24 protein-coding genes are annotated in these 24251 nt (G+C 58.9%); 8 read left to right on the top strand and 16 right to left on the bottom strand.

Annotated features, from left to right (window positions below; genetic code table 11):
• Positions 1–182: 182 nt before the first annotated feature.
• Positions 183–1829 carry a malate dehydrogenase (quinone) gene (mqo, locus tag V6P94_RS17695; protein ID WP_019828430.1) on the top strand — a complete coding sequence of 549 codons (1647 nt, stop codon included), beginning with the start codon at positions 183–185 and terminating at the stop codon, positions 1827–1829.
• Positions 1830–1928: 99 nt separating this feature from the next.
• Here mqo and V6P94_RS17690 read toward each other — a convergent pair whose 3' ends face one another.
• The 7 genes from V6P94_RS17690 to V6P94_RS17660 all read right to left on the bottom strand — a co-directional run bounded on the left by V6P94_RS17690 (position 1929) and on the right by V6P94_RS17660 (position 6617).
• The gene (locus V6P94_RS17690; protein ID WP_019828428.1) at positions 1929–2780 is read right to left on the bottom strand and encodes a CAP domain-containing protein; all 852 of its coding nucleotides are present in this window, start codon (positions 2778–2780) and stop codon (positions 1929–1931) included.
• A gap of 49 nt (positions 2781–2829) precedes the next feature.
• Positions 2830–3510 (bottom strand): GNAT family N-acetyltransferase, encoded by a 681-nt coding sequence (locus V6P94_RS17685; protein ID WP_338647941.1) that lies wholly within the window; start codon positions 3508–3510, stop codon positions 2830–2832.
• Positions 3511–3652: 142 nt separating this feature from the next.
• Positions 3653–4207: a UPF0149 family protein gene (locus V6P94_RS17680; RefSeq protein WP_046808643.1), complete on the bottom strand. Its 555-nt coding sequence runs from the start codon at positions 4205–4207 to the stop codon at positions 3653–3655.
• A 61-nt stretch (positions 4208–4268) separates the two neighbouring features.
• Entirely contained in the window at positions 4269–4613 is a 345-nt protein-coding gene (locus V6P94_RS17675) for a hypothetical protein (RefSeq protein ID WP_338647938.1), read from the bottom strand.
• Between the two features lie 125 nt (positions 4614–4738).
• On the bottom strand, positions 4739–5140 hold the full coding sequence (locus V6P94_RS17670; RefSeq protein WP_322149496.1) for a hypothetical protein: 402 nt from the start codon (positions 5138–5140) through the stop codon (positions 4739–4741).
• 26 nt (positions 5141–5166) lie between these two features.
• Complete coding sequence (locus tag V6P94_RS17665) at positions 5167–5622, bottom strand: GNAT family N-acetyltransferase (protein ID WP_326397761.1); 456 nt, start codon at positions 5620–5622, stop codon at positions 5167–5169.
• 23 nt (positions 5623–5645) lie between these two features.
• Entirely contained in the window at positions 5646–6617 is a 972-nt protein-coding gene (locus V6P94_RS17660; protein WP_338647935.1) for a threonine dehydratase, read from the bottom strand.
• A gap of 85 nt (positions 6618–6702) precedes the next feature.
• Between V6P94_RS17660 and V6P94_RS17655 the strand changes: the two genes are divergently transcribed.
• From V6P94_RS17655 to V6P94_RS17645, 3 genes are all read left to right on the top strand, one after another.
• Complete coding sequence (locus V6P94_RS17655; protein ID WP_326397762.1) at positions 6703–8040, top strand: PLP-dependent aminotransferase family protein; 1338 nt, start codon at positions 6703–6705, stop codon at positions 8038–8040.
• Positions 8041–8258: 218 nt separating this feature from the next.
• Positions 8259–8483 (top strand): hypothetical protein, encoded by a 225-nt coding sequence (locus tag V6P94_RS17650; RefSeq protein WP_338647933.1) that lies wholly within the window; start codon positions 8259–8261, stop codon positions 8481–8483.
• A gap of 108 nt (positions 8484–8591) precedes the next feature.
• Entirely contained in the window at positions 8592–9194 is a 603-nt protein-coding gene (locus V6P94_RS17645; protein WP_019828415.1) for a hypothetical protein, read from the top strand.
• Between the two features lie 45 nt (positions 9195–9239).
• Here V6P94_RS17645 and V6P94_RS17640 read toward each other — a convergent pair whose 3' ends face one another.
• The 3 genes from V6P94_RS17640 to V6P94_RS17630 form a co-directional block, all read right to left on the bottom strand.
• Positions 9240–9902, bottom strand: coding sequence for an RES family NAD+ phosphorylase (locus V6P94_RS17640; protein WP_326399047.1), 663 nt, complete (start codon positions 9900–9902; stop codon positions 9240–9242).
• Positions 9903–10652: 750 nt separating this feature from the next.
• Positions 10653–11729 carry a DUF1615 domain-containing protein gene (locus V6P94_RS17635; RefSeq protein WP_338649456.1) on the bottom strand — a complete coding sequence of 359 codons (1077 nt, stop codon included), beginning with the start codon at positions 11727–11729 and terminating at the stop codon, positions 10653–10655.
• Between the two features lie 65 nt (positions 11730–11794).
• Positions 11795–12136: an FKBP-type peptidyl-prolyl cis-trans isomerase gene (locus V6P94_RS17630; protein WP_326397763.1), complete on the bottom strand. Its 342-nt coding sequence runs from the start codon at positions 12134–12136 to the stop codon at positions 11795–11797.
• Between the two features lie 304 nt (positions 12137–12440).
• On the opposite strand from V6P94_RS17630, the gene V6P94_RS17625 reads away from it, so the two are divergent.
• From V6P94_RS17625 to V6P94_RS17610, 4 genes are all read left to right on the top strand, one after another.
• Positions 12441–14699, top strand: a complete 2259-nt coding sequence (locus V6P94_RS17625; RefSeq protein ID WP_019828409.1) for a FepA family TonB-dependent siderophore receptor — start codon at positions 12441–12443, stop codon at positions 14697–14699.
• 130 nt (positions 14700–14829) lie between these two features.
• Positions 14830–15120 carry a hypothetical protein gene (locus V6P94_RS17620; RefSeq protein ID WP_019828408.1) on the top strand — a complete coding sequence of 97 codons (291 nt, stop codon included), beginning with the start codon at positions 14830–14832 and terminating at the stop codon, positions 15118–15120.
• Entirely contained in the window at positions 15117–16655 is a 1539-nt protein-coding gene (locus V6P94_RS17615; RefSeq protein ID WP_048351655.1) for a PepSY domain-containing protein, read from the top strand. The genes V6P94_RS17620 and V6P94_RS17615 overlap by 4 nt, the downstream gene beginning before the upstream one ends.
• 1 nt (position 16656) lies before the next feature.
• Entirely contained in the window at positions 16657–16992 is a 336-nt protein-coding gene (locus V6P94_RS17610) for a DUF3325 domain-containing protein (RefSeq protein ID WP_326397764.1), read from the top strand.
• Positions 16993–17035: 43 nt separating this feature from the next.
• On the opposite strand, the gene V6P94_RS17605 is transcribed toward V6P94_RS17610, so the two are convergent.
• From V6P94_RS17605 to V6P94_RS17580, 6 genes are all read right to left on the bottom strand, one after another.
• A complete protein-coding gene (locus tag V6P94_RS17605; protein ID WP_338647926.1) occupies positions 17036–17710 on the bottom strand; it encodes an amino acid ABC transporter permease in 675 nt (224 codons plus the stop codon).
• 3 nt (positions 17711–17713) lie between these two features.
• Positions 17714–18442, bottom strand: a complete 729-nt coding sequence (locus V6P94_RS17600; RefSeq protein WP_326397766.1) for an amino acid ABC transporter permease — start codon at positions 18440–18442, stop codon at positions 17714–17716.
• A 134-nt stretch (positions 18443–18576) separates the two neighbouring features.
• Positions 18577–19383 carry an ABC transporter substrate-binding protein gene (locus V6P94_RS17595; protein WP_046808650.1) on the bottom strand — a complete coding sequence of 269 codons (807 nt, stop codon included), beginning with the start codon at positions 19381–19383 and terminating at the stop codon, positions 18577–18579.
• 425 nt (positions 19384–19808) lie between these two features.
• The gene (locus V6P94_RS17590) at positions 19809–20831 is read right to left on the bottom strand and encodes an ABC transporter permease (protein WP_326397767.1); all 1023 of its coding nucleotides are present in this window, start codon (positions 20829–20831) and stop codon (positions 19809–19811) included.
• Complete coding sequence (locus V6P94_RS17585) at positions 20831–21901, bottom strand: microcin C ABC transporter permease YejB (protein WP_338647922.1); 1071 nt, start codon at positions 21899–21901, stop codon at positions 20831–20833. The genes V6P94_RS17590 and V6P94_RS17585 overlap by 1 nt, the downstream gene beginning before the upstream one ends.
• Before the next feature lies 1 nt (position 21902).
• Complete coding sequence (locus V6P94_RS17580) at positions 21903–23777, bottom strand: extracellular solute-binding protein (protein WP_405046697.1); 1875 nt, start codon at positions 23775–23777, stop codon at positions 21903–21905.
• Between the last annotated feature and the right edge of the window lie 474 nt (positions 23778–24251).

The raw sequence follows: 24251 nt of genomic DNA, 5'->3' as shown, positions 1-24251 counted from the left end.
AACCAACAAGAGATCAGCGCCCAAGGTGCATAAAGTGAGGTCTGTAACGTGCACAGGCCTTATATATCTGCCCGTTCAAGGTTTGAGAATCGGTTCGATCGCAGGCGACAAGCCTGTGGTGAGTCGAAGAATTTCATGCTCTGCGTGTCGGGTGGATGGCGTTTTATCTTAGGTACTACAACATGTTTAAAAAAGTGAACAAGGGGCTACTGGGCCTGGCGCTGACCATGGGGATTACCTCCGTGCACGCTGCCGAGCCTAAACAGGTGGATGTACTGCTGATTGGCGGCGGCATCATGAGCGCTACTCTGGGTGTCTGGCTCAATGAGCTGGAACCTGGCATGTCCATGGAGATGATTGAACGTCTCGATGGCGTTGCCCAGGAAAGCTCCAACGGCTGGAACAACGCCGGTACCGGTCACTCGGCCCTGGCCGAGTTGAACTACACGCCAGAAGACAAGAACGGCAACGTTGAAATCCCGAAGGCCATTGAAATCAATGAAGCTTTCCAGGTGTCGCGTCAGTTCTGGTCCTGGCAGGTCAAGAACGGCGTTCTGAAAGACCCGCGTTCGTTCATCAACTCCACTCCGCACATGAGCTTTGTGTGGGGCGATGACAACATCAAGTTCCTGAAGAAGCGCTACGAGGCCCTGCAGGCCAGCCCTCTGTTCGCGGGCATGGAATACTCCGAAGACCCGGTGCAGATCAAGAAGTGGGTTCCGCTGATGATGGAAGGGCGTGACCCGGCTCAAAAAGTCGCGGCCACCTGGTCTCCGATCGGTACTGACGTGAACTTCGGCGAAATCACGCGCCAGTTCGTGGCTTACCTGCAAACCAAGCCTCAATTCTCGCTCAAATTGTCGAGCGAAGTTGAAGACATCAAGCGCAATGAAGATGGTTCATGGCGTGTGGTGTACAAAAACCTGAAAGACGGCACCAAAACCGAGACTGATGCCAAGTTCGTATTCATTGGCGCAGGCGGTGGTGCTCTGCACTTGCTGCAGAAGTCCGGCATTCCTGAAGCCAAGGAATACGCAGGCTTCCCGGTTGGCGGCTCGTTCCTGGTCACCGAAAACCCTACCGTTGCTCAGCAGCACCTGGCCAAGGCCTACGGTAAAGCATCGGTTGGCGCACCGCCGATGTCGGTTCCTCACCTGGACACCCGCGTGCTGGATGGCAAGCGCGTGATCCTGTTTGGCCCGTTCGCGACCTTCTCTACCAAGTTCCTCAAGGAAGGCTCGTACTTCGACCTGCTGACCAGCACCACGACCCACAACATCTGGCCAATGACCAAAGTCGGCATCGAACAGTACCCACTGGTTGAGTACCTGGCTGGCCAACTGATGCTGTCTGACGAAGATCGCTTCAATGCTTTGAAAGAGTACTTCCCGAACGCTAAATCTGAAGACTGGCGCCTGTGGCAAGCCGGTCAGCGTGTTCAGATCATCAAGCGTGATGAAGAGAAGGGCGGCGTGCTGAAACTCGGTACCGAGATTGTCAGCGCCAAAGACGGCAGCATCGCAGGTCTGTTGGGCGCATCGCCTGGTGCATCCACCGCTGCACCGATCATGCTGACCGTGCTCGAAACCGTGTTCAAGGACAAGGTTGCGACGCCAGAGTGGCAAGCCAAGCTGCACCAGATCGTGCCGAGCTATGGCACCAAGCTGAACGGTGATCCTGATCGCGTTGCTCAAGAGTGGGCCTACACAGCTGAAGTCCTGCAATTGACTCCGCCGCCGGCGATCCCGGCTGCAACTCACACTGCAGCCCCTGCTGCCGCGCCGGCCAAGCCTGCGCCAAGCAACCCAGCGGCTGACATGGCGCTGTAAAAAAAACGGCCCCACCCGACGCTGTTCGGGTGGGGCTGCTTTACCTCGCACTACCCCCTCCTACATTCGCCTCGCACCATACGCACCGGGTATCGGCCCTTACTGCGTGCCGAACAAGGCCGTCCAGTAAATGCCTGCGTCACTTTTGGGGTCTACCGCGTAGGCTGCGCCGAGCTCGCGAAACTCAGGGTTCATTACGTTGGCGCAGTGGCCAGGGCTGGCCAGCCAGCCGTCGACCAGTTTGCGCGTGGTGTCTTGCCCGGCCGCGATATTTTCGCCGATCTGCTGGGCGATATAGCCCGCCAGTTCAGCACGGTCGCCTGGTGTCGAGCCGTCGCGCCCCTTGTGGTCAAAATAGTTGTTATTGGCCATATCCCGCGAATGGGCTTCAGCGGAGGTTGCCAGGGTGGCATTCCAGGTCAGCGGTCCGGCCGGGGCAAAGGCCTGTGTGCCGCATTGACGGGGCTGGTTGCGGGCGCTGTTGAGCATCTCAAGGACTTTCTGGCCTTCGGCCTGCCAGTCACCCAAGCGTGCCGCCAGCAGAGGGCGGGCCAGGACGATGCGCCATTCGCGCTGGTCATGGCTGACGCCGATATCGACGAACTGCGGGTCCAGCACCACGCGGCAGAAGCTTTCCTGCACCGCTTTCATGGCGGCCTGCGCATCACGGGGGCCGGAGAGATTGATCGCCTGTACGTTTACCATCGGGTATGCCGCCCGGCCAAGGGCTTGCTGCAAGTCGCCGAAGCTGCTGGCGGGCAGTATCAGCCGGGTATCAGCGGACAGCGGCGGCAACTCTTGCGAAGCCTGGCCTGCGCACAACTGGATCTGGCTGCGATACGCGTTGATCGAATCGATCAATTGCGATTCTTCGCTGGCGAGGGCCGGAACGCTGAACGCCAGCCCCAGGGTCAAGGCACCAAGACGGGCCAGGGTTAAGTGAGTACGCATATAGGTTCCCTCTAAACGTAATACCCCCATGATGCGTTATTTCGGCTTGTTAGTCTTTTGCCTGGGCCACAAAGGCTTTTGCCCTGGCGGTCAGCTGATCGATCTGGCGGTCGCGCTTTTTCTCGGCGTCGAGCATTGCCTTCTTGCCGTTGCGTTGCAGCAGGTAGGTATGGATCTGGCGCACTTCGGTGGAGTTGTAGATCGCTGCGACATCGAGTACGCCCGTCAGGCCGTCGGTGCTGTGATCACGGGTGTTCATCAACACTTGGGGGCCACGGGTACCGATGACTTGCAGGCCCATGGCTTCAAATGCCGGCACTTTGGTCACGCTGCAGGTCAGTTCGGTATGGGGGTAACGGCGCACCACTTCCTGCACCATTGCCTGGGTTACACCCAAATGACGATGGCTGGCCAGTTCGGCCATGTACGCGATGCCGCAAGCATGCGGATCATCCTTGACGGGCAGGTAGAGGGCGAAGCCGGTCACTTTTTCCGGGTCTTGAGCGTCGGTCGCCACAATCAGCTCAACCGCAATCCCCTTGGAGCCGTCGAGTGCTTGCAGATAAAGGTGCACTTCAAAACCAATTGCATATTGGTAGATGCTGTACAGCAGATTGCTCGGCGCGATTTCCATGGCGCTGATGTCGGTGAGGTGGTCGACGACGATCTGCAGAATCTGGCTGTTGATCGGCTCGCTGACCGGAGTATCGAAGTAGGTAAGGGTGGTCATGGGGCTTTGTCCGCGAGGGAGAGGTGAATCTCTGTGGGAGCGGGCTTGCTCGCGATAGCATCACCTCGGTTTTTGGATAAACCGAAGTGGCGCCATCGCGAGCAAGCCCGCTCCCACACTGGATCTGAGTTTGATCGGGTGATCAGCGCTGGCTTAACCAGAAGTCATGCAGTGCACGTGCCGCTGGTGCAATGGCGGCAACACTGTGCTGATGAGCCGCTACGTCCAGGTCTTCAGGCAGTTCAAAGTTGTCCTGCTCGGCGCATTCGGCAATGGCTTGCAGAAGGTTCGCTTGCGGCAGAGGCAATGCCGGCCAGTTGCAGATAGCGACTGCACGGGTGTAACCGAAGCACCATTCTTCAGCCAGCGTCACGTCTTGACCCAGATGCTCGGTCTGTTCGAAGCGCGGTGAAAATGCAGCGCTGTCCTCGGCCAGTTGCCGTGCAAGGGTATTGATGTGGCGAACGCTCAACTCGATGAACTGCTTGGCTTCTTCCGGGGTTTGCCAGGCCGGATTCTGGCCGCCCCAGATCGCCGGGAACCATTCGGCGATGTCCACTCGAGTCGGGCTCGACACCAGAGCCGTGAAGTAGCCGTCCAGCTCCGAAGGGTTGAGCACAGAGTGATCGTCGCCGTATTTGAGCAGCGTGTTTTCGAGCACGTCAAAGTCGCTGGCGTTCAGGGGTTGCGATTGCATGTTCGGGCTCCTTGGATGGGGCGCTAAAGCGGGCGGTCGATGGCTGACCGCCAGTGCGAAGTCAGTCCACTGAAACGATAGACTCAAGCTCGAAGTATTTGAAGCCGGCTTTGGCCAGGGCTTTTTTGGCCTCTTGCTCAGCGTTGAATCGGCTCAAATCCTTGGAGTCGTGCACAAACTGGGCTTCTTCGCCGTCAAAGACCTTCGTCACACGCATGGTGACGCGAAGAACCGGGCCACTGCGCTTTTTCGGCACAGGTGACTGAGCCTTGGCAGGTGCCGGAGCTTTCTTCGGGATTGGGGTGGTTTTTGCAGGGGCAGGTTCAACTTCAGGTTGAACAGGGGCAGCAGGTATATCAAGGCCGAGCGCTCTGCGCATGTCGTCCTCGGTGAATCCGGCACTCATTGATAAGACTCTTGTAATATAAAAGACGCGCTTATAGGGCAGCGATTCGGGTTATGGCAAGCAAATTTGTTCATAGGCTGCATATTATGGCCTTTTAATGGCTAAAAGTCCTTATCTGAACCGATTCAGGTGTCGCGCAGCAAGTCGTGACCGTCCAGCAACTTGTAGGCAATTTCCGGGCGTTTCTCCAGGGCTCGGCGAATGGCGGCGGGAATGGCCTGCCGGGTTTTTCGGCACAACCCCGGCTGCTCGACAAGGCGGATTGAAATACCGCGCATGGTGCGAACTTCGTTAAACCCCGGGTCAATCTGCACCTCAATCCCCAGTTGCTCGTGCATGCGGCGCTGCATGTGTTCCAGATCGCTGAGGCTTTGAATATTCTCCAGTCGCTCCAGCAGCACCTTTTCGGCCTGGCGGGTCAGGCTGAAAATGCGCAGGTCGGTATCCGGTGTCGCCAACAGTTGTTCCCGCTCGCAGATGCAGGCGCCGGGTGGGCAGGGTGAGCGAGTCGCTGCTATGGGAGTCATGGGGCTCAGCATAGCTGCGCTACGATTTAAGCGTCCAGCCGCAGCGCCATAATCACGGTGCGTTCGGCACCGTGAAACTCATCGCGCACGGAGTGAAAACCCAGTTGTGCGTAGAACGATTCAGCGGTCAGCGAGGAGGGCACCCTCAGCTCTTCGACCTGCGCGGCAATGGCTGCCTCCATAAGGCGGGCCATCAATTGCTGACCAATACCGCGCCCCTGATGGCGCGGGCTGACAAAAACGCTACGCACCACCGCCTGATCGAGGCTGGCCGTACCCACCACATGCTGTTCAACCACTGCCACATACATTTGGCGTTGTTTCATCAGCGCCATGATCGAAGTCGGGCAGAAGTTCTGCTCTACCTGGGCGATCACCTCGGGGGAATAGTCCCGGGCGTTGGATTCCTGCAAGGCGGCAATCACCACCTTGCTGATGGCTTGGGCATCGACCGGCAGGGCGCGGCGAATCTGACACTGCATACAGGCTCCTTGTTTTTCCAGGGTCAGGCTGCGGGGTCAGGGCCTTCGGCCAGAATCCCGGCATACAGCTGACGGTCAATATTGGCACCGCTCAGAATGAGCGCCACCCGACGGCCTTGCTGGCTTGACTGCTCGCTGATCAACCCGGCCAGTGCCGCAGCACCCGCACCTTCGGCGGTGTTGTGGGTGGTTTCATGGTAGACCCGAATGGCGTGGGAGATCTGTTGATCGCAGACCCGAATCACCCGTGCCGCACCTTTGGCGATAATGTCCAATGCCTCGGGCAGCGGCTGACGACAGGCCAGGCCGTCGGCGAAGGTGTGGGCCGAGTCCGTGCACACCACGCGGCCTTGTTCGAAGCTTTGTGCAAAGGCATCGGCATGGGATGACACGACACCCACGATATCTGTATCCAGGCCCAGCAGATCACGGGCCTGAATCAGTCCGCAAATCCCGGAGCCCATGCCGATGGGCACATACACCGTGTCCAGTTCCTCCACCGCTTCCAACAACTCCAGAGCATAAGTGGCGACCCCGCGGATCAGGTCGTGATGGAACGCGGGCACCATATGCCATTGATGGGTGGCGGCCAGTGTGCCGGCTTCGGCCCGCGCTTCGTCGAAGTCCTTGCCGCATTCAATGACGGTTGCGCCCAGCGCCCGCATGGCCGCATTTTTTTCCTGAGAATTACCTACAGGCACCACGATACGGATCGGCAGCCCCATGCGCCGAGCCGCCAGCGCCAGGCTTTGCCCGTGATTACCGCGGGTTGCGGTGACCAGGCCTCTGGTATTCGGTTCCCGTGCCAGCAAGCCCTGGACATACAACAACCCGCCGCGCACTTTGAACGCACCGGTGGGCAAGTGGTTTTCATGCTTGACCCACACCGTGCAGCCCAGGCGCTGAGTCAGCAAAGGCCAGGCCAGTTGCGGTGTTGGCGCCAGGGTCTGGTAAACGGTTTGTGCTGCAAGGCGAAGGGCATTCAAGTCAAACATGGCGCACCGTCATCGAGGGGTTTGACTCGATTCTAGGCACAACGCATTGTATGGGCCGATCCTTATATTGCATGGCCAACAATAAATGTGGATACCGACGCTCAGCGAAAAGGACCAGCCGCGCTATTTGGCGCTGGTCGATGCAATCACCCAGGCCATAGCCTGTGGCGAGCTGCAACCCGGCGCACGTTTGCCGCCACAGCGGCGTCTGGCCTGGGCGCTGGGCTGGAACCCCAGCACGACCATGCAGGCCTATCGCGAGGCGGCACGCCGGCATCTGGTCTCGGGCGAGGTGGGCCGTGGCACTTATGTATTGGCCAGCAGCCAGGAAGCGACCCTGTTCAGGTTGCAACAGGCCGATGAAAACGCCGCGCGCATCGACCTGCGAACCAACGTGCCCGCCATTGATCACCTCGGTGAGCATGATGCGCAGGCGTTATCATGGCTACTCGACAGTCGCCAGGCAATCCGTTTGCAGGGTTACTTGAGCGCGGCGGATTTACTGCTGGCACGGGTGCAGGGCGCGGCCTGGTTCAAGGGGCGCGGGCTGGACCTGAACGTGGATCACATCATGCCGTGTACCGGCGCCCAGCAAGGGCTGTTCACGGTGCTCTTGTCATTGTGCCAGGCAGGCGAGCCGGTGCTGGTCGAGGCTTTTACCGCTCCCGGGATCAAGGCTGCCTGCGCACAACTGCGCCTGCCCATGCACGGTGTAGCGCTTGACCGGGAAGGCATCGTGGAGGAGGACTTCGACCGGATGATTCGAGCGACGGGGGCGCGGATTGCCGTACTGACGCCGACCCTGCAAAACCCTACATCGGCAGTCATGAGCATTGAGCGCAAACAGGCCATTGCCCATGTCGCCCGGCGTCACGGTGTACTGATCATTGAGGATGACGTGTACGGGGCTCTCACCGACAGCCCGCCGTTGTACCGGTTTTTACCCGAGCTATCGGTGCTGGTCAGCAGCTTGTCCAAGACCGTTGCGGCAGGCGTGCGTTTGGGGTGGATTGTCGCAAGTCCTGAATTGCTGGCCCGCATTGATCCCTATGCGCAGTCCGCGCACTGGGGGGTATCGCCCCTGTGCATGGCCATTGCTTGCCAATGGATTGGCGACGGCACTGCGCAAGCGCGTGTGCAGTGGCAAACCGGGGAAGTCGCCCGGCGCTGGCGGCTGGCAAAAAAGATCCTGGGCCCCGGGATGTACCAGACACAAACGCCATCGCCTCATATCTGGCTGACGGTGGCCGACAGTGAGATTCCGCTCGCCGAGGCTTGCCGCGCCGCGGGGGTTGACGTGGTGCCTGCGGACGTATTTACGGTCAAACCCACCGCGACCAATGCAGTGCGCATCAGCCTGACAGCGGCTGCGAGTATCCAGGTTCTGAAGGTGGCGCTGGAGCGGATTGCGGGTAAGTGCTAAAGGGTACTCGCGATCCGTAGCAGCACCTGCGTTCGACCTTCTGTGATGGGCATTTGTGGCGTTCAGGTAATCGAATGGCTACAGCAAAGGCAAAGGCGATAAACAGTAAAAACCCTCGCCCACCCCTCTGCCTGATAAACCGAAGAGGCTTATCTTGTGACCGCTGCGCCCAAAGGTCTTGTGTATCCTTTACCGCCCGAACTGTCCAAGGAACCCTCATGCGCAGAGAAATTGGCTACTGGCACCGAGAAGGTCGCGAGTTGTTCTATTACCTGGAATTCAAGCCCGAAACCGCCGAGTTCTACCTCACGTGCGAACACACGCCCCGGGAAGGCGAGGGCAGCGTCCGTTCGGTGTTGCTCAGCGAAGCCCGGGGTGAGCGCTATTACGAAGATGCGTTGTTGATCATCAAAGAGGAACTGTTCAAGCAATACAACCTCTGAGTGGGGTCGCGATCAATGATCTGGTTTGAGGCCAGGGCAAGATGTGTCGATAATGCCGCGGGCCCGGCAGGTGCCGGGTCAGGAAGTTGCAATTCAAAGGAGCTGTAGATGCGCGTGTTTTATATCTTTACCCTGTTGGGCACCTTGTTGTTGGCCGGTTGCGCAAGCAACCCCATGGACCCGGTAGCTGACCAGACGGTGCAGCCACCTGCGCCAGGCATGTCACAAGTCGTGTTCATGCGCGATGCCTACACCGGCAAAGCCATTGTTTCCTCGCTGTATGACGTGACCGATGGCAAGACCCAATTCATTGGTGTAATGGCCAACGGCACGAAAATCGTTCATCCCGCCACCCCAGGCAAACACACCTACATGGTGGTGTCCGAAGCGGCTGACTTTATGGAAGCCGACCTTGTGGCAGGCAAAACCTATTACGCGCTGGTAACGCCGCGCATGGGTTTGTGGAAAGCTCGCTTTTCACTGTGGCCGATCAGCAATGATCCCGAAGCGTCACACAGCCTGAAGTCCAAGAACTTCAAAGAATGGGTTGAAGACACGGAGATGGTGACCAACTCGCCGAAGTCTCTGGCCTGGTATGAGCGAGTCAAAGCCAGCGTCGAGAAAAAACGCGCTGAATACTGGCCGGTCTGGCAGGAAAAAAGTGCTGACGCAGTTGCCGAGCGTACGCTCAAGCCAACCGATGGTTTGTAACACCTGAGCCGAGGGCAGGGTGGTGTCGTTGACATTGCCCTGCTCTTATCTCACCACTTCACTGACCTGCAACACCCAGGCAATCGCCTGCGTCTTGTCATCCCACACATACCGAAAATGCTGGCCTTGCACCGGTAGCGACAGCGCAGGTGGACGGAACGCGGCCACGCATTCGTGTCCCTCAAGGCGCACGCTCTTGTAGAGCAGCCCCCAGGCGCCGTTTTCCCGCAAAGGCCGGGCGAATGCCTGAGACAGACCATATGCGCACGGTGACGGTTGATGCAGCTGCGGGTCGCCACGCACATCGATCATCGGCTGCACCACGCGGTTGATATAGGTACGCATGGTGATTTCGATACTGGGCTCCTGTGTCGCCCGCCAGAATTGCTCCTGATGAAAACAGGTTTCTGCGATTGCCGCGTCAACGCTGTTGGCGCAGTAGTACACGCCGTAGCTGCCATCGGTAAAACGGCTGGCACGGCCAATATGGGTAAAAGCCGCCATCACGGGCGTTGAGCCTTCTCCACACAGGCGGTCTTCAGGCCGGACCCTGTTCAGCACTCCCGCCTGATCACGCAACCTGTCATTGGTCAGGCTTTCGAGGGCGAAGGCGATCTCCAGATCGGCCGGGTCCAGGGTGTCTTCAAACACTGAAATGGGCGGGAAGGCGCTGCAGGCGACGCGGTTTATGCGAACGATCGCGGTGATGCTTTCGCGAGCAGGCTCGCTCCCACTGGGACTTAAGCGCCCACAGAACTCGAGCCTTGCAGGGATGATTGTGGGAGCGAGCCTGCTCGCGATGCAGGCGACGATGCGAACGATCGCGGTGATGCCTTCGCGAGCGGGCTCGCTCCCACAGGGACTTCGGTGCCCACAGAATTCGAGCCTTGCAGGAATTATTGTGGGAGTGAGCCTGCTCACGATGCAGGGGACGCGGTTTATCCGAATGATCGCGGTGATGCCTTCGCGAGCGGGCTCGCTCCCACAGGGACTACGGCGCCCACAGAATTCTAGCCTTGCAGGGATTATTGGGGGAGCGAGCCTGCTCGCGATGCAGGCGACGCGGTTTATCCGAATGATCGCGGTGATGCCTTCGCGAGCGGGCTCGCTCCCACAGGGACTTCGGCGCCTACAGAATGTGTGCCTTGCAGGGATTGTTGTGGGAGTGAGCCTGCTCACGATGCAGGGGACGCGGTTTATCCGAATGATCGCGGTGATGCCTTCGCGAGCGGGCTCGCTCCCACAGGGACTTCGGTGCCCACAGAATTCGAGCCTTGCAGGAATTATTGTGGGAGTGAGCCTGCTCGCGATGCCGGGGACGCTGTTTATGCGAACGATCGCGGTGATGCCTTCGCGAGCGGGCTCGCTCCCACAGGGACTTTGGCGCCTACAGAATTCGAGCCTGCAGGGATGATTGTGGGAGCGAGCCTGCTCGCGATGGCAGCACAGAACTACCACTCAGTCCATTGGCAAGGCCTTTGCCCGGTTCATGCACCGCGCCCGCCGTTCATCCACCCGCTTGGCAAACCAGGCGGTGGTCAGGTTGCGGGTGATCTTGGGACTTTGCAGAGTGATGCCCGGCAGCACGGCGCGGGGCAGGGGTTTGCCTTGCTGGCGGTCGGCGAGGGCGAAGACGCTCTGGTAAAGGTCCGTGTCGTTAAATTCCAGGCTGTCACCTTTTTCGAGTTGGCGGCGGATGGCGTTGTTGCTTAAGCCCACCTGTTTGCCAAGCGCGCGCACCGCCAATTCGGTGGAGCCAAGTTTGTAGGACCCCGGGATGGTCAAGTCGCCATCCAATGCCAGCGAAATGCCGGACGCGCGGCTAACAGCATTCTGAAAAGCGGCATTGCGACTGGCATACCAGCCCGCATTAAAGTCGGCAAAACGGTACAGCGATTGTGTGTAGTCCACCGGGTAGCCCAGCAAGTGGGCGATACCAAAGTACATACCGCCGCGTCGGGTGAAGACTTCCTGACGGATCGAGTGTGCAACGGGGTAAGGGTAGTCCCGCGCCCGTTGCTCGGCGAAGGCGATGCTGACCTGCATAGGGCCTGCGGTGTGCACCGGGTTCAAGCCGCCAAACAGGCTTTTGCCTAATGGCACCATGCCGATAAAGTCATCAAAAATGGCGCTCAGCTGGCCTTCGGTGCGGGCCGTGTCCAGTCGTTGATTGTAGGTCTTGCCATTGGGCGAGGTGATGCTCAGGGCGCTGCGCACCAAAAACTCGGGGATATGCAGTGTGCTGGCGCGGCGGTTGATTTCCGAGCGGGCGATGGTGGCCAGCCCAGGCACCGGCGGATCAGCTTGAAAGGTCGACTCCTGCTCGGTCACCGCCAGCACGGAGCACAGGTTCTCATCGGTGGGGGCCAGCCCCTGAGTGGTAAACGCGACCTGGATATCCGCCGCCCAGCCCTGGCGGTCCGCGGTTTTCACCGGGAGCAATTGCACAATGCGTGCCCGTGCCTGGTCGGGGGTGATATCCGGGGTTGTCCGCGACCCCTGGGTACCGCAACCCGCCACTACCACCAGGGGCATCACCGATAAAAAACACCTGAAGAATCGATTCACCCGATACAACTCCTTTAAATATGCCCTGCCAATCAATCGTCGCGCATGAGCACTTCCAGCAGTTCGATCTCAAACCGGAGGTTGGAGTTCGGTGTGATGTGCGCGCCCATGCTTCTTTCACCATAGGCCAGGTGTGCTGGTACCTGCAGTGCGCGTTTGCCGCCGACCTTCATGCCCATCAGACCGATATCCCAGCCTTTAATCACGCGCCCTGTGCCGATAACGCACTGGAACGGCTTACCGCGCTCAAACGATGAGTCGAATACCGTGCCATCTTCGAGCCAGCCGGTGTAGTGCGTAGTGATCAATGCACCTTTGGCCACGGCCTTGCCGTCGCCCGGCAAGAGGTCAGTGATTTGCAGTTCGTCTGTCATGGTGGGGGGACTCAAAAAGTAGGATGAACGATTGTTCCGGGCAGGGTTTTTCTCAATTTGAAGGCGGTTTTGCAATTGTTTTGATTCTTTTTATGTAGGAAAAGGCTCTAAAACAAAGGGATCGGGGAACCTTGCAATGAGGATCATTGTCAATTGCGCTTTACTCTCAACTGAGAATGTTTATCATTGCAGCCCTGGCAGTGCCGGGGAACGCTAAACACGTAGGTCCTTTCAAGGTCGTGCGTCAGCAATTTCCAGCCCTTGGCCTGCTGAGCACACTCCATTGTTAAGGGATCAACTGGACATGTCGTCTCGATTCAACCGCAGTCATCTTTCACTGGCTCTCATGGCCGCACTGGCTTCGCCAACCCTGCTCGCCGATGCACTTGAGCGTGAGCGTGACGAAGTACCGGTAGAGGCCGCCGATTTGCCGGTGGATGGCACCCGACAGGCGCTGCAACTTGAAGAAACCCGCGTACTGGGCACCGCAGCCCAGGAACTGAAGCAGGCACCGGGTGTGTCGATCATCACCGCCGAAGATATTAAAAAACGGCCGCCAGCCAACGACCTCTCCGACATCATTCGTCGGGAGCCGGGGGTCAACCTGACGGGCAACAGCTCCAGCGGCGCTCGCGGCAACAATCGCCAGATCGACCTGCGTGGCATGGGCCCGGAAAACACCCTGATCCTGATTGACGGCAAACCATCCTCTTCACGCAACGCCCAGCGCTATGGCTGGAGCGGCGACCGTGATACCCGTGGCGAAACCAACTGGGTGCCGGCCGAAGAAGTCGAGCGCATCGAGATCCTGCGTGGCCCGGCAGCTGCTCGTTACGGTTCCGGCGCAATGGGCGGGGTGGTCAATATCATCACCAAGCGCCCTTCGGACAAACTCAGCGGCTCGGTCACTGCGTACTACATGTCCCCTGAAGACGATTCTGAAGGCGTCAGTAAACGCACCAACTTCAACCTCAGCGGGCCGATCACGGACGATCTGGTGTTTCGTGTATATGGCGGCCTGAACAAGACCGATGCCGATGATCCGGGCATCAACACCGCCGCTCAGGCGTCTCCTGACAGCGTAGTGGCTGGTCGTGAAGGCGTGCGCAACAAAGACGTCAACGGCTTGCTCAGCTGGCAGTTCACCCCGGAGCAGTCACTTGACCTGGAAGCCAGTTACAGCCGTCAGGGCAATATTTTTGCCGGTGACACCATGCTCAACAGCGGTGGTGATTTCGTTAACAGCCTGACCGGTAAAGAAACCAGCGTACTGCAGCGCAGCAGCTTTTCGGCGACCCATAATGGCTCGTTCGACTGGGGCTCCACCATGGCCTCGCTGACCCACGACCTGACCCGTAACGCTCGCCTCAACGAAGGCCTGGCCGGTTATGGTGAAGGTGCGCCGTCTGAAAGCGCGGGCAGATTTGAATCGCGGTTGCGCAACACCCGCGCCACCGGCGAAGTAAACCTGCCGTTGACCCTGGGCACCGCACAAGTGCTGACGCTGGGCGGCGAGTACCTGTACGAATCGCTCAATGACCCGGGTTCGTTGCGGCCGCAAAGCTGGGACCCAGGCACTGACGGCACTCCAGGGCTGCCGGGCACGGACCGTACGCAAACCAAAACCACGGCCAACAGCTATGCGTTCTATGTTGAAGACAATATCGAAGTCGGCGCCAAGACCATCGTGACCCCCGGCGTACGTTTCGATCACCACAGCGAGTTTGGTGCCAACTGGAGCCCGAGCCTCAACGCTTCGCACCAGATCACCGATGAGCTGAGCATCAAGGGCGGTATTGCCCGGGCCTACAAAACCCCGAACCTGTACCAGTCCAACCCCAACTACCTGCTGTACAGCCGTGGTAACGGTTGCAGTTCAGTAGAAGTGAATCTGGGTGGTTGCTACCTGGTGGGTAACCCGGACCTCAAGCCTGAAATCAGCGTCAACAAAGAGATCGGCCTGGCGTACGACAAAGGCACATGGCGCACCAGCGGTACGTATTTCCGCAACGACTACCAAAACAAGATTAATGCCAGCAACGAATCGGCATTCCGCCTGCCAAACGGCCGTCGCGTGCTGCAATGGGAAAACAGCGGCAAAGCCATCGTGCAAGGGATTGAGGGTAATCTGTTCGTCAGCTTGCGCGACGATCTTGACTGGAACACCAACCTGACCTACATGATCGAAAGCAAGGACAAGGAAACCGGTGATCCGCTGAGCATCATTCCCAAGTACACCCTCAACACCATGCTGGACTGGTACGCCACAGAAAAACTGTCATTCCAGGTCAGCGGTACTTATTACGGCAAGCAGGAAGCGCCCAAGCGTAATAACCGAGCCAACGAAGAACTCGACAAATCGGTACAACAGCCGGTTGACCCTTACGGTCTCGTGGGCCTGAGCAGTGGTTATGAGTTCAATAAGAACTTCAGCGTGCGGGTCGGCATCAACAACCTGTTCGACAAGCAGTTGTACCGCAAGGGCAACTCTGACGAAGCGGGAGCGCAAACCTATAACGAAGCAGGCCGTGCCTACTTTGCGTCGGTGACCAGCTCCTTCTGATAAATAACCCGGGCCTGATCGCTGTTACCGGTGCAGGCACATCCAGGCGCGACATCCGTGAATAACGGGTGCCGCGCCGTTGTCGCATCTGGTGCAGGCAAAACGCAGAGCTCGATGAGGAATTGAAAACATGAAACTCGCTACGTCGGCCTGGGCGCCGATTGTGTCCCGCACCCTGGCTGCACTGGTCGGCGGTTATGTCTTTACCTATGCCTTTACCGCTGCATTGGCGCGGCTGCTGCCGCTGGACAATGTGGACTCGATGATCGTCGCCAGTTTGCTGTCGTTTGTGATCTACACCTTCGCCATCCTGTGGGCGTTTGCCGCCCGTCATCAGTGGTCGGCCTGGATGGGCGCGGTACTCGCCGTCCCTTTGGCCGCCATCGGCTTTTGGCCACAACTGCTGGAGCAACTGGGATGAAACAGACCCTGACCCAATCCATGGCCTGGCTGCATACATGGGGCGGCCTGATCGTCGGCTGGTTGTTGTTCGTGATCTTTTTGACCGGCAGCCTGGCGGTGTTCGATCAAGAGATCGACAACTGGATGACACCCGAACTGCCTGCGCACCACTTGACGGATGAGCAAGCCGCGCAACGTGCGCTGGATTACTTGCAAGCACACAAGGCCGACGCCAAGCAGTGGGGTATCCGCCTGCCTTATGAACGTTCGCCGCAGCTGCAGGCTTCGACCGGCGGGCGCCGTGACGGGGTGTCGGTGACACTCGACCCCGATACCGGCGAGGTGATACCGGTGCGCGAGTCGGTGGGTGGACGGTTTTTCTTCCTGTTTCACTTCACCCTGCATATGCCGCGCATGATCGGGATCTATCTGGTTGGCGCACTGGCCATGGGCATGCTTGCAGCGCTGGTCAGCGGGATCGTGATTCACAAAAAATTCTTCAAGGAATTCTTTACCTTTCGTCCTGCCAAGGGTCAGCGTTCATGGTTGGACGCTCACAACGCCAGTGCCGTGCTGTTGTTGCCGTTTCACTTGATGATCACCTACAGCGGGCTGGCTATATTTCTGGTGATCTACATGCCAGCGGCGATGGATGCGTTGTTCGATGGCAACCGCGAGGCCTTTTTCAAAGCCCAGGACGCGGCGCCACCCGCGCTTGAGGTCAAGCGCCCGGCGACGGTCGAACCGGCGCCGCTGGTGGCACTTGGGCCGTTGCTGACCAAGGCCCGTGAGGTGATGGGGCCGTTGAGCGGGGTAAACATCAGCAACCCCGGGCAGAGCAATGCCGAAATTCAGGTTCGACCGATTCTGGGTAACCGCATCGCCCTGACCAAAGGGCAAGGCATGCGCTTCGACGGGGTCACGGGTGAGCAGATTTCCGGGCCGACAGAAATGCGTCCTACAGTGCTGACCCATCGGGTGATTTCAGGGCTGCACTTTGCCCAGTTCGGGGGGTATCCGATGCGCTGGCTGTACTTCGTTTGCGGTCTGATCAGCAGCGCCATGATCGCCAGTGGCCTGGTGTTGTTCACCGTCAAGCGGCGACGTAAATACGCCAGCGAAAGCCGCGTCGCGCAGGTCCTCTACCGTGTGGTTGAAGCGCTTAATATCACCGCCATGGCTGGTCTGAGCCTGGCCTGCATCAGCTTGCTGTGGGGCAATCGCTTGTTGCCCTCAGGGCTGGCAGAACGTGCCGACGCTGAACTGAACGTGTTCTTCGGTGTGTGGGCCCTGAGTCTGGTTCATGCGTTGATCCGGCCACGCATGCAGGCCTGGCGCGAGCAGCTTGGGTTAGCGGGGTTGATGTGCCTGGCCTTGCCACTGCTGAGCATGCTCACGGTCAGTCGGCCTTGGGCGCTGCCTACCAGCATGGGCGTGGAACTGACTGCGATGGCACTGGGTGCCTTGTTGTTGTGGGCGTGCTGGAAGGTATCGCAACCGGCGGTTGAGCGAGTGCCGCGCAAAAAGACCGCTGTCATGGCTGAGGTGAATTGAGATGCTGGCTCATTTTTTTGCTGCGCTGGCGTTCGCCTACCTCGGCATGCTTGCCCTGTGTCAGGGGCTGGACCGCCATTACAAACAGGTGTGGGGCAAACCCCCATCGCCTCGTCTGAGCCGCTTGCTGCGGGTTTCAGGCTGGGCGAGCCTGGGGCTGAGCTTCTATTTTTGCGGGCTGGCCTGGGGCTGGGCGATGGGGCCGGTGGGCTGGCTCGGCATGCTTTCGTTGAGCGGTTTTGGGCTGCTGATGCTGTTGCCGTACAGGCCTCGCCTGGCCGTGTGGTTGCCGATGGGATTTGTGCCGGTTTGGGCGGTGATCGAAACCCTGACGTGAACCCGTAGCAGCTGCCTTGTTCCTTCGGCAGCTGCTACAAGCTTTATGCAGGTTTTCGAACCCAGCGATTGGCAATTACATCCAGACTGCTGCAAAACACGAAATACACAAAGGCGACGAACAGGAATATTTCAGTCGGGTGCACCATCACCCGATTGCTGACCTGGGTGGCGACGAACGAGAGCTCGCCAACCCCGATCACATACGCCAACGAGGTGTCCTTGATCAGTGAAATCCATTGATTGAGAAAGGAGGGCAACATCATGGGCAAGGCCTGAGGCAGGATGATCAGGCGCAGCACTTGCCAGGTGCCCAGGCCCAGCGCCTTGCCTGCAGCCCATTGCCCGGCCGGCAAGCTGCTGATCCCGGCATACACCGAGTGCGCCAGGTACGCGCCACCAATCAACGACAACGCGCACACCACGGTGGCCAGTGCGGGAACATCGACCTTGAACACAATGGGCAGCAGGAAGTAACTCCAGAAAATCAGCATCACCACCGGGATCGCCCGTAAAAAGCCCAGTACGGCAAGCAACAGCCAGCGCACTTTGCCGCGAATCATCACCAGCGCAATACCCAGCACCAGCCCCAGCAGTGCCGAGATGATCCCCGACAGCAGACTCAGCACCAGCGTCAGTGCCGCTCCGCCCAGAGGTCCGTTGGGCCAGGCGCCGAGCATAAAGTACGAAAAATTGTCGCTAATCACCGAAAAGTCCATGTCTTACACCACTCCCTGGCGATACCACTTGCTGCGTGCAATCAGTTGGCCGATCACTTCGATCAGCGCAATGCTGGCCACATACAGCAAGGTGGCAAAGCCAAAGGCCTGAAACGTCTTGAAGGTTTCAGTCTCGACCTGGCGCGAAGCGTAAGACAATTCGGCCAGGCCAATGGCCATGGTCAGCGACGAATTTTTCAGGGCATTCATGTATTGCCCCAGCAACGGCCCCAAAGCCGTGCGCAGTGCCTGTGGAAAGACGATATAGCACCACACCTGTGCAGGCTTGAAGCCCAGCGCCAGACCGGCCGCCCGTTGTTCAATACGCACCGAGCTGATGCCCGCGCGAAACTCTTCACAAATAAAGGCAGCGGTATACAACATCAGGCCCCAGAACCCGGCAATGAACTCAAAGGACGGCCATTCAATTTCAAACAGGCCCACTGACAGGCTGCGCGGCTGGTTGAGCCACATCACCAGCCCTTCGGGCAGCATCGCCGTCACTGCGAAGTACCAGAAAAACAATTGCACCAGCAGCGGCGTATTGCGAAACAGGGCGAGATAAGCCCGTGCTGGCCACGACCACACGCGCGAAGGTGAAATGCGCGCCAGGCACAGCAAAAAACCCAGCCCGGTGGCTACCAGGCAGGTCAGAAGCGAGAGGATCAGGGTGAGGATAAAACCGTCGAGCAGCCAGTGCAGGTAGTGCGGGGCAAGCAGTTCACCAAACATAAAAACAGCGTCCATCTATAAACGAACAAACCCGTCCGGTTATCCGGGACGGGCTGAAGGAGGCAGGAGCCGTGGGAGCGAGCCTGCTCGCGAAAAGCCTTCGCGAGCAGGCTCGCCCTCACACAGGCAGTGGCTCAGCTCTTGTCGCCGATTTTGTACAGGCGAGTCAGCGGGGTCTTGGTGGTCGGACCGAACCAGGCGTCATAAATGCCTTGTGCCTTGCCCTGGGCTTCCAGGTCGGTGAGGGTCTGGTTGACCACTTCGGTCAGGCGCGCTTCTCCTTTTGGAATACCCACACCGATCAGGTCATTGGAAATGGTGAACGGCGGCACTTCGTATTTGTCCTTGTCCGGCACATTGGCCAGCAGGCCGATCAGCTTCGGGCCGTCCTGGGTGATGGCCTGGACGTTGCCGTTGCGCAAGGCGGTGAAGGCGAAAGGGGTGTCATCGTAGGCAACCACTTTGGCACCGGGGAATTTCTCGCGCAGCACACCTTCATTGACAGTGCCCTTGTCCACCCCGACACGCCACTTGTTCAGTTCCTCCGGGGATTTAAGCGTGCCTTTCTTGACGATAAATTGCTGACCCGATGCGAAGTACGGAATGCTGAAGTTCACTTGCTCGGCGCGCTCAGGGGTGATGGTGAAGTTGGCCAGCACCAGATCCACCTTGTTCGCGACCAGCAACGGCACACGGTTGGCCGGGTTGGTCGGTTGCAACTGCAATTTCACGCCCAGCTTATCGGCAATGGCCTTGGCGTAGTCCACGTCCAGGCCTTCAATTTGCTTGCTCTTGGCATCAACAAAGCCAAACGGCGGATTGCTGTCAAAAGACGCCACGCGCAGCACACCGGACTTTTTGATGTCGTCCAGACGATCGGCGTGGGCCAGGCCAGACAAGACAGCCAGGGTCAAAGCGGTGAGGGCAGTGATTTTTTTCATTTCGTTCTCATCATGAGTTGGAAGAGTTATGACGAGAGTCTTGCAGGAAATTTAGCTTTTAAAAAAGAATATAAAACGATTTAAATATTCCTTTAAGGAATATGACGTTGCGATGATCGCTGTGGGAGCGGGCTTGCTCGCGAGGGCACCGCCGAGCCTTGGCGAGGCGTCCGTTGTCACGGGACAGGCCCATGGTTACTTTTTCGGCGTTTGGAAAAAGTGACCCGCCGTAAGGGCGGAACCCGTAGAAAGTCGTGACACATCGAATGGATATGTTCTCGTCTGCTTCCACGGTTTATCAGATATGCCATGCGTACCGGTTTTACGACCGCTGCGCCGCTGCGTCGCAGTGGCGCACTCTCTCAAACGTAGCCTCGTTCTACTCGTCAACTACTACGCAACGGTGTGCGAGGCTGCGCCCAGGTTCACGCCCGTGGATCAAAAGCATCACGGTAGGCTTCGCCGATGAACACCAACAGCGACAGAATCAGCGCCAGGGCACAGAACGCAGTCAGGCCCAGCCAAGGAGCTTGCAGGTTGCGCTTGGCCTGGCCGATCAGTTCACCCAGGGACGCGGTGCCCGGCGGCATGCCAAACCCCAGAAAATCCAGGGCGGTGAGGGTGGCAATCGCGCCGGTCACTATAAAGGGCAGGTAGGTGAGGGTGGAGGTCATGGCGTTGGGCAGGATGTGCCGTCGCATCAGTTCCATATCGCTGAGGCCCAGTGCCCGCGCAGCCTTGACGTATTCTAGGTTGCGCCCGCGCATGAACTCGGCGCGCACCACGTCCACCAGTGCCAGCCAGCTGAACAGCGCCATGATCCCCAGTAACCACCAGAAGCTGGGCGCCACAAAACCTGACAGGATGATCAGCAGGTACAGCACCGGCAGCCCTGACCACACCTCTTGCAGGCGCTGGCCGAGCAAGTCCACCAGCCCGCCGTAATACCCTTGCAGGGCACCGGCGCTGATGCCCACCACTACGCTGATGGCAGTCAGGATCAAGGCGAACAGAATCGAAATCCGGGCACCGAAAATCACCCGCGCCAGTACATCCCGTGCCTGATCGTCGGTGCCCAGCCAGTTTTGACTGCTGGGCGGGCTCGGGGCGGGTTCCTGAAGGTCGTAATTGACCGTGTCGAAGCTGAACGGGATCGGCGCGAAGAGCATCCAGCCATCCTGATCGGTAATCAGCTTGCGCACGTAATCGCTTCTGTAGTCGGGCTCGAAGGGCAGCTCGCCGCCAAACTCGGTTTCAACGTAGCTGGACACCACCGGGAAGTACCAGCGGTCCTTGAAGTGAATGGCCAGCGGTTTGTCATTGGCGATCAGCTCGCCGCACAGGCACAGGACGAACAGCGCGATAAAAATCCACAGCGACCACCAGCCACGGCGGTTGGCCTTGAAACGGGCAAGACGCCGACGGCCCAAGGGGGAAAGATTGAGCATCAAACTTCCCTCCCCGAGAAGTCGATGCGGGGATCGAGGAGCGTGTAGCAAAGATCGCCGATCAGCTTGATCAGCAGGCCAAAAAGGGTAAACAGAAACAGCGTGCCGAACACCACCGGGTAGTCCCGCGAAACGGCCGCTTCGTAGCTCATGCGCCCGATGCCGTCGAGGTTGAAGATGGTCTCAATCAACAGTGAGCCGGCAAAGAACACTTCGATCAGGGCCTGGGGAATCCCTGCGACCACCAGCAGCATGGCGTTGCGCATGACGTGACCGTACAGCACCCGCCGCTCGGTCAGGCCCTTGGCCCGTGCCGTGACCACGTACTGGCGGCTGATTTCATTGAGAAAGCTGTTTTTGGTAAGAATGGTCAGGGTGGCAAAACCGCCGATCACCAACGCCGAGACCGGCAGCACCATGTGCCACAGGTAATCACCGATTCTGGCAAAAAAGCCCAGGCTGTCGAAGTTCTCCGAGACCATCCCTTGCACCGGAAACCAGCTCATGTAGCTACCACCGGCAAATACCACAATCAACAAAATGGCAAACAGAAACGCTGGCATGGCGTAGCCGATGATGATCGCGGTGCTGGTCCACACATCGAACGCGCTGCCGTGGTGGATGGCCTTGCGTATGCCCAGCGGGATCGAGATCAGGTAAGTAATCAGCGTCGCCCACAGCCCCAGTGAAATAGTCACCGGCAGTTTTTGCAGGATCAGGTCTGTAACCTTGGCGCCTCGAAAGAAACTGTTGCCGAAGTCCAGTTGCGCGTAGTTCTTGAGCATCAGCCATAACCGCTCGTGCATGGGTTTGTCGAAGCCGTAGTGCCGGGTGATTTCTTCGACAAGCGCCGGGTCCAGGCCCCGGCTGCTACGGCTGGCAAGGCCGGTGCCGCCTGCCATGTCACGGGCTCCACCGGCGACGGCAGTGCTGCTAAAGCCCTGCAAGCGGGCAATGGCCTGCTCCACCGGACCACCGGGGGCGGCCTGCACGATCATAAAGTTGACCACCAGAATGCACAGCAGGGTGGGGATGATCAGCAGTAAGCGTCGACTGATGTAATGCAGCATTTCAATGCCCCTCCGACGCTGTGCCCGTAGCGTTCATGGCGGCGTTGGTTTGTGCGGTTTTGCTGACTTCCCACCAGGTGTTCAGCCCCTCGTCATACTTGGGCTCCAGCGCCGGACGGGCGAAGCGGTTCTGGTACACGGTCGGGGTGCCCACCGAGTAATAGTTGGGAATCATGTAATAGCCCCACTGCAGGACGCGATCGAGGGCGCGGGCGTAATGCACCATTTCGTCACGGGTGTTGGCTTGTACCAATCCGTCGAGCAGCGTGTCCACTGCCGGGTCGCGCAGCACGAAGGCGTTGGAGGCACCGGGCTGGGTGGCGCTGCGCGAGCCATACATGTCGTAAAGCTCCCGGCCCGGGGAGACAATGGGGTCGCCGCTGCGCGGAAAGCCCACCACGATCATGTCGTAGTCACGGGCATTGAGCCGGTTGACGTATTGCGCCGAATCTATCTTGCGGATTTCCATGTTAATCCCGATCTGCGCCAGGGTCCGTTTGTACGGCAGGATCATGCGGTCGAATCCGCCCTGTCCATCGAGGAATGTGAAGCTCAGCGGCTCGCCCTGTGCATTGACCAAGGTGTTGTTTTTCGCGCTCCAGCCCGCCTCCTTGAGCAGCGCCAGGGCTTGCAGTTGCTTGTCGCGGATGTAACCGCTGCCATCGGTTTTCGGCGCCTGGTAGACCTGCGTGAACACCTCATCTGGAACCTTGCCGCGCAGGGGTTCAAGGATCTCCCGTTCGCGGGCGTCGGGCAGGGCAGTGGCAGCCATTTCGCTTTTCGGGAAGTAGCTCTGCTGGCGCACATAAAAACTGCGCATCATCTGCTTGTTGGTCCATTCAAAATCCCATAACAGGCTGAGCGCCTGGCGTACCCGGCGGTCCTGGAAGAACGGATTTTGCAGGTTGAAGGCAAAGCCCTGTGCCGCCCCCGGCTTTTGCTTGGCGAATACCCCTTTTTGCAGGCGGCCATCGGTCAGCTTGGGGCTGTCGTAGCCGATGCTGAACCCGGTGGCCGAGAATTCGCGGTTGTAATCGAAGGCTCCACCCTTGAGCAGTTCGCGGGCCACGTCCGTGTCACCGTAAAAATTCACGGTCAGGCGGTCAAAGTTGTATAGCCCCTTGCTGACCGGCAAGTCCCTGGCCCACCAGTTTTTGTTGCGCTCAAAGCTGATGCTGCGCCCAGGATCGACCTGGGACACCGAATACGGGCCGCTGCCCAAAGGGGGCTCAAAACCGCCACCGTTGCTGAAGTCACGGGTTTCCCACCAGTGTTGCGGCAGGATGCGCATGCTCGCCAGATCCAGCGCCAAGGTTCGGTTCTGGTTGCTCTTGAAGTCGAAGCGCACTTGCAGCGGGCCTTCGACCTCCATGCCCTTGACCTCGCCATAGAGCATGCGAAAGCCCAGGCTGCCCTTGGTCATCAGCAGGTTGTAGGTGTAGGCGACGTCCCGGGCGGTGATTGGTGTGTCGTCCGCGAAACGTGCCTTGGGGTTCAAGTAAAACCGTACCCACAGTCCTTCGGGGTCGCGCTCCATTTTTTGCGCTACAAGGCCGTATACGGTGTAGGGCTCATCCAGTGAACGAAAGGCCAGTGGCGAGTAGACCCAGTCGTTTACTTGAGCGACCCCGGTGCCTTGATCGACGTAGGGCGTGATGTAGTTGAACTGGCCGATTTCCATGGCCGCCCGGCTCAGGGAGCCGCCTTTGGGGGCGTTCGGATTTACAAAGTCGAAGTGCTGGAAGCTGGCCGGGTATTTGGGCGCTTCGCCATAGACGGTCATGGCCTCGCTGGGTGCTGCACTTACGTTCAGGCACATGCAGGCCAGTACGGGCGCCAGCATGGAGCGGAGCAGGGGCAGGAATCGTAAAGGCATGCCGGGAGATCCTTGTGCCGCGCGTTGAAAACCCCCACACCCGCACAGCCAATGCTGTTCATTTAAACGAGCGGTGTTTTTGTGGGAGCGAGCCTGCTCGCGAAGGTCATTCACGATAGCGCGTATCCACTGGATAATCGCGTCGCTTTTGAGACCTTCGCGAGCGGGCTCGCTCCCACTTCAACTTTGGCGCCCTGAAGAGTTGAGCTTGCAGGGGTTACTGTGGGAGCGAGCCTGCTCGCGATGCAGGCGATGTGGTTTATCCGAACCATCGCGGTGCTGCCTTCGCGAGCGGGCTCGCTCCCACTTCAACTTTGGCGCCCTGAAGAGTTGAGCTTGCAGGGGTTACTGTGGGAGCGAGCCTGCTCGCGATGCAGGCGATGCAGTTTATCCGAACGATCGCGGTGCTGCCTTCGCGAGCGGGCTCGCTCCCACTTCAACTTTGGCGCCCTGAAGAGTCGAGCTTGCAGGGAT

It is taken from the genome of Pseudomonas sp. ML2-2023-3 (assembly GCF_037055275.1).
GTDB lineage: Bacteria > Pseudomonadota > Gammaproteobacteria > Pseudomonadales > Pseudomonadaceae > Aquipseudomonas.
Note: the sequence above shows the minus strand (reverse complement) of the source record. Positions and strands in the feature narration are given on the sequence as shown.

What these genes read in the sequence shown, in the direction of transcription:
- V6P94_RS17685 (WP_338647941.1), bottom strand. Translation starts at nt 3,510, where the DNA reads ATGACCACCCTTACCTACTTCGATACTCCGGTCAGCGAGCCGATCAAC.
- V6P94_RS17615 (WP_048351655.1), top strand. Translation starts at nt 15,117, where the DNA reads ATGAAACAGACCCTGACCCAATCCATGGCCTGGCTGCATACATGGGGC.
- V6P94_RS17610 (WP_326397764.1), top strand. Translation starts at nt 16,657, where the DNA reads ATGCTGGCTCATTTTTTTGCTGCGCTGGCGTTCGCCTACCTCGGCATG.
- V6P94_RS17620 (WP_019828408.1), top strand. Translation starts at nt 14,830, where the DNA reads ATGAAACTCGCTACGTCGGCCTGGGCGCCGATTGTGTCCCGCACCCTG.
- V6P94_RS17680 (WP_046808643.1), bottom strand. Translation starts at nt 4,207, where the DNA reads ATGCAATCGCAACCCCTGAACGCCAGCGACTTTGACGTGCTCGAAAAC.
- V6P94_RS17650 (WP_338647933.1), top strand. Translation starts at nt 8,259, where the DNA reads ATGCGCAGAGAAATTGGCTACTGGCACCGAGAAGGTCGCGAGTTGTTC.
- V6P94_RS17625 (WP_019828409.1), top strand. Translation starts at nt 12,441, where the DNA reads ATGTCGTCTCGATTCAACCGCAGTCATCTTTCACTGGCTCTCATGGCC.
- V6P94_RS17670 (WP_322149496.1), bottom strand. Translation starts at nt 5,140, where the DNA reads ATGACTCCCATAGCAGCGACTCGCTCACCCTGCCCACCCGGCGCCTGC.
- V6P94_RS17690 (WP_019828428.1), bottom strand. Translation starts at nt 2,780, where the DNA reads ATGCGTACTCACTTAACCCTGGCCCGTCTTGGTGCCTTGACCCTGGGG.
- V6P94_RS17630 (WP_326397763.1), bottom strand. Translation starts at nt 12,136, where the DNA reads ATGACAGACGAACTGCAAATCACTGACCTCTTGCCGGGCGACGGCAAG.
- V6P94_RS17645 (WP_019828415.1), top strand. Translation starts at nt 8,592, where the DNA reads ATGCGCGTGTTTTATATCTTTACCCTGTTGGGCACCTTGTTGTTGGCC.
- V6P94_RS17635 (WP_338649456.1), bottom strand. Translation starts at nt 11,729, where the DNA reads ATGCCCCTGGTGGTAGTGGCGGGTTGCGGTACCCAGGGGTCGCGGACA.
- V6P94_RS17595 (WP_046808650.1), bottom strand. Translation starts at nt 19,383, where the DNA reads ATGAAAAAAATCACTGCCCTCACCGCTTTGACCCTGGCTGTCTTGTCT.
- V6P94_RS17605 (WP_338647926.1), bottom strand. Translation starts at nt 17,710, where the DNA reads ATGGACTTTTCGGTGATTAGCGACAATTTTTCGTACTTTATGCTCGGC.
- V6P94_RS17580 (WP_405046697.1), bottom strand. Translation starts at nt 23,777, where the DNA reads ATGCCTTTACGATTCCTGCCCCTGCTCCGCTCCATGCTGGCGCCCGTA.
- V6P94_RS17585 (WP_338647922.1), bottom strand. Translation starts at nt 21,901, where the DNA reads ATGCTGCATTACATCAGTCGACGCTTACTGCTGATCATCCCCACCCTG.
- V6P94_RS17600 (WP_326397766.1), bottom strand. Translation starts at nt 18,442, where the DNA reads ATGTTTGGTGAACTGCTTGCCCCGCACTACCTGCACTGGCTGCTCGAC.
- V6P94_RS17665 (WP_326397761.1), bottom strand. Translation starts at nt 5,622, where the DNA reads ATGCAGTGTCAGATTCGCCGCGCCCTGCCGGTCGATGCCCAAGCCATC.
- V6P94_RS17660 (WP_338647935.1), bottom strand. Translation starts at nt 6,617, where the DNA reads ATGTTTGACTTGAATGCCCTTCGCCTTGCAGCACAAACCGTTTACCAG.
- V6P94_RS17675 (WP_338647938.1), bottom strand. Translation starts at nt 4,613, where the DNA reads ATGAGTGCCGGATTCACCGAGGACGACATGCGCAGAGCGCTCGGCCTT.
- V6P94_RS17590 (WP_326397767.1), bottom strand. Translation starts at nt 20,831, where the DNA reads ATGCTCAATCTTTCCCCCTTGGGCCGTCGGCGTCTTGCCCGTTTCAAG.
- mqo (WP_019828430.1), top strand. Translation starts at nt 183, where the DNA reads ATGTTTAAAAAAGTGAACAAGGGGCTACTGGGCCTGGCGCTGACCATG.
- V6P94_RS17655 (WP_326397762.1), top strand. Translation starts at nt 6,703, where the DNA reads ATGTGGATACCGACGCTCAGCGAAAAGGACCAGCCGCGCTATTTGGCG.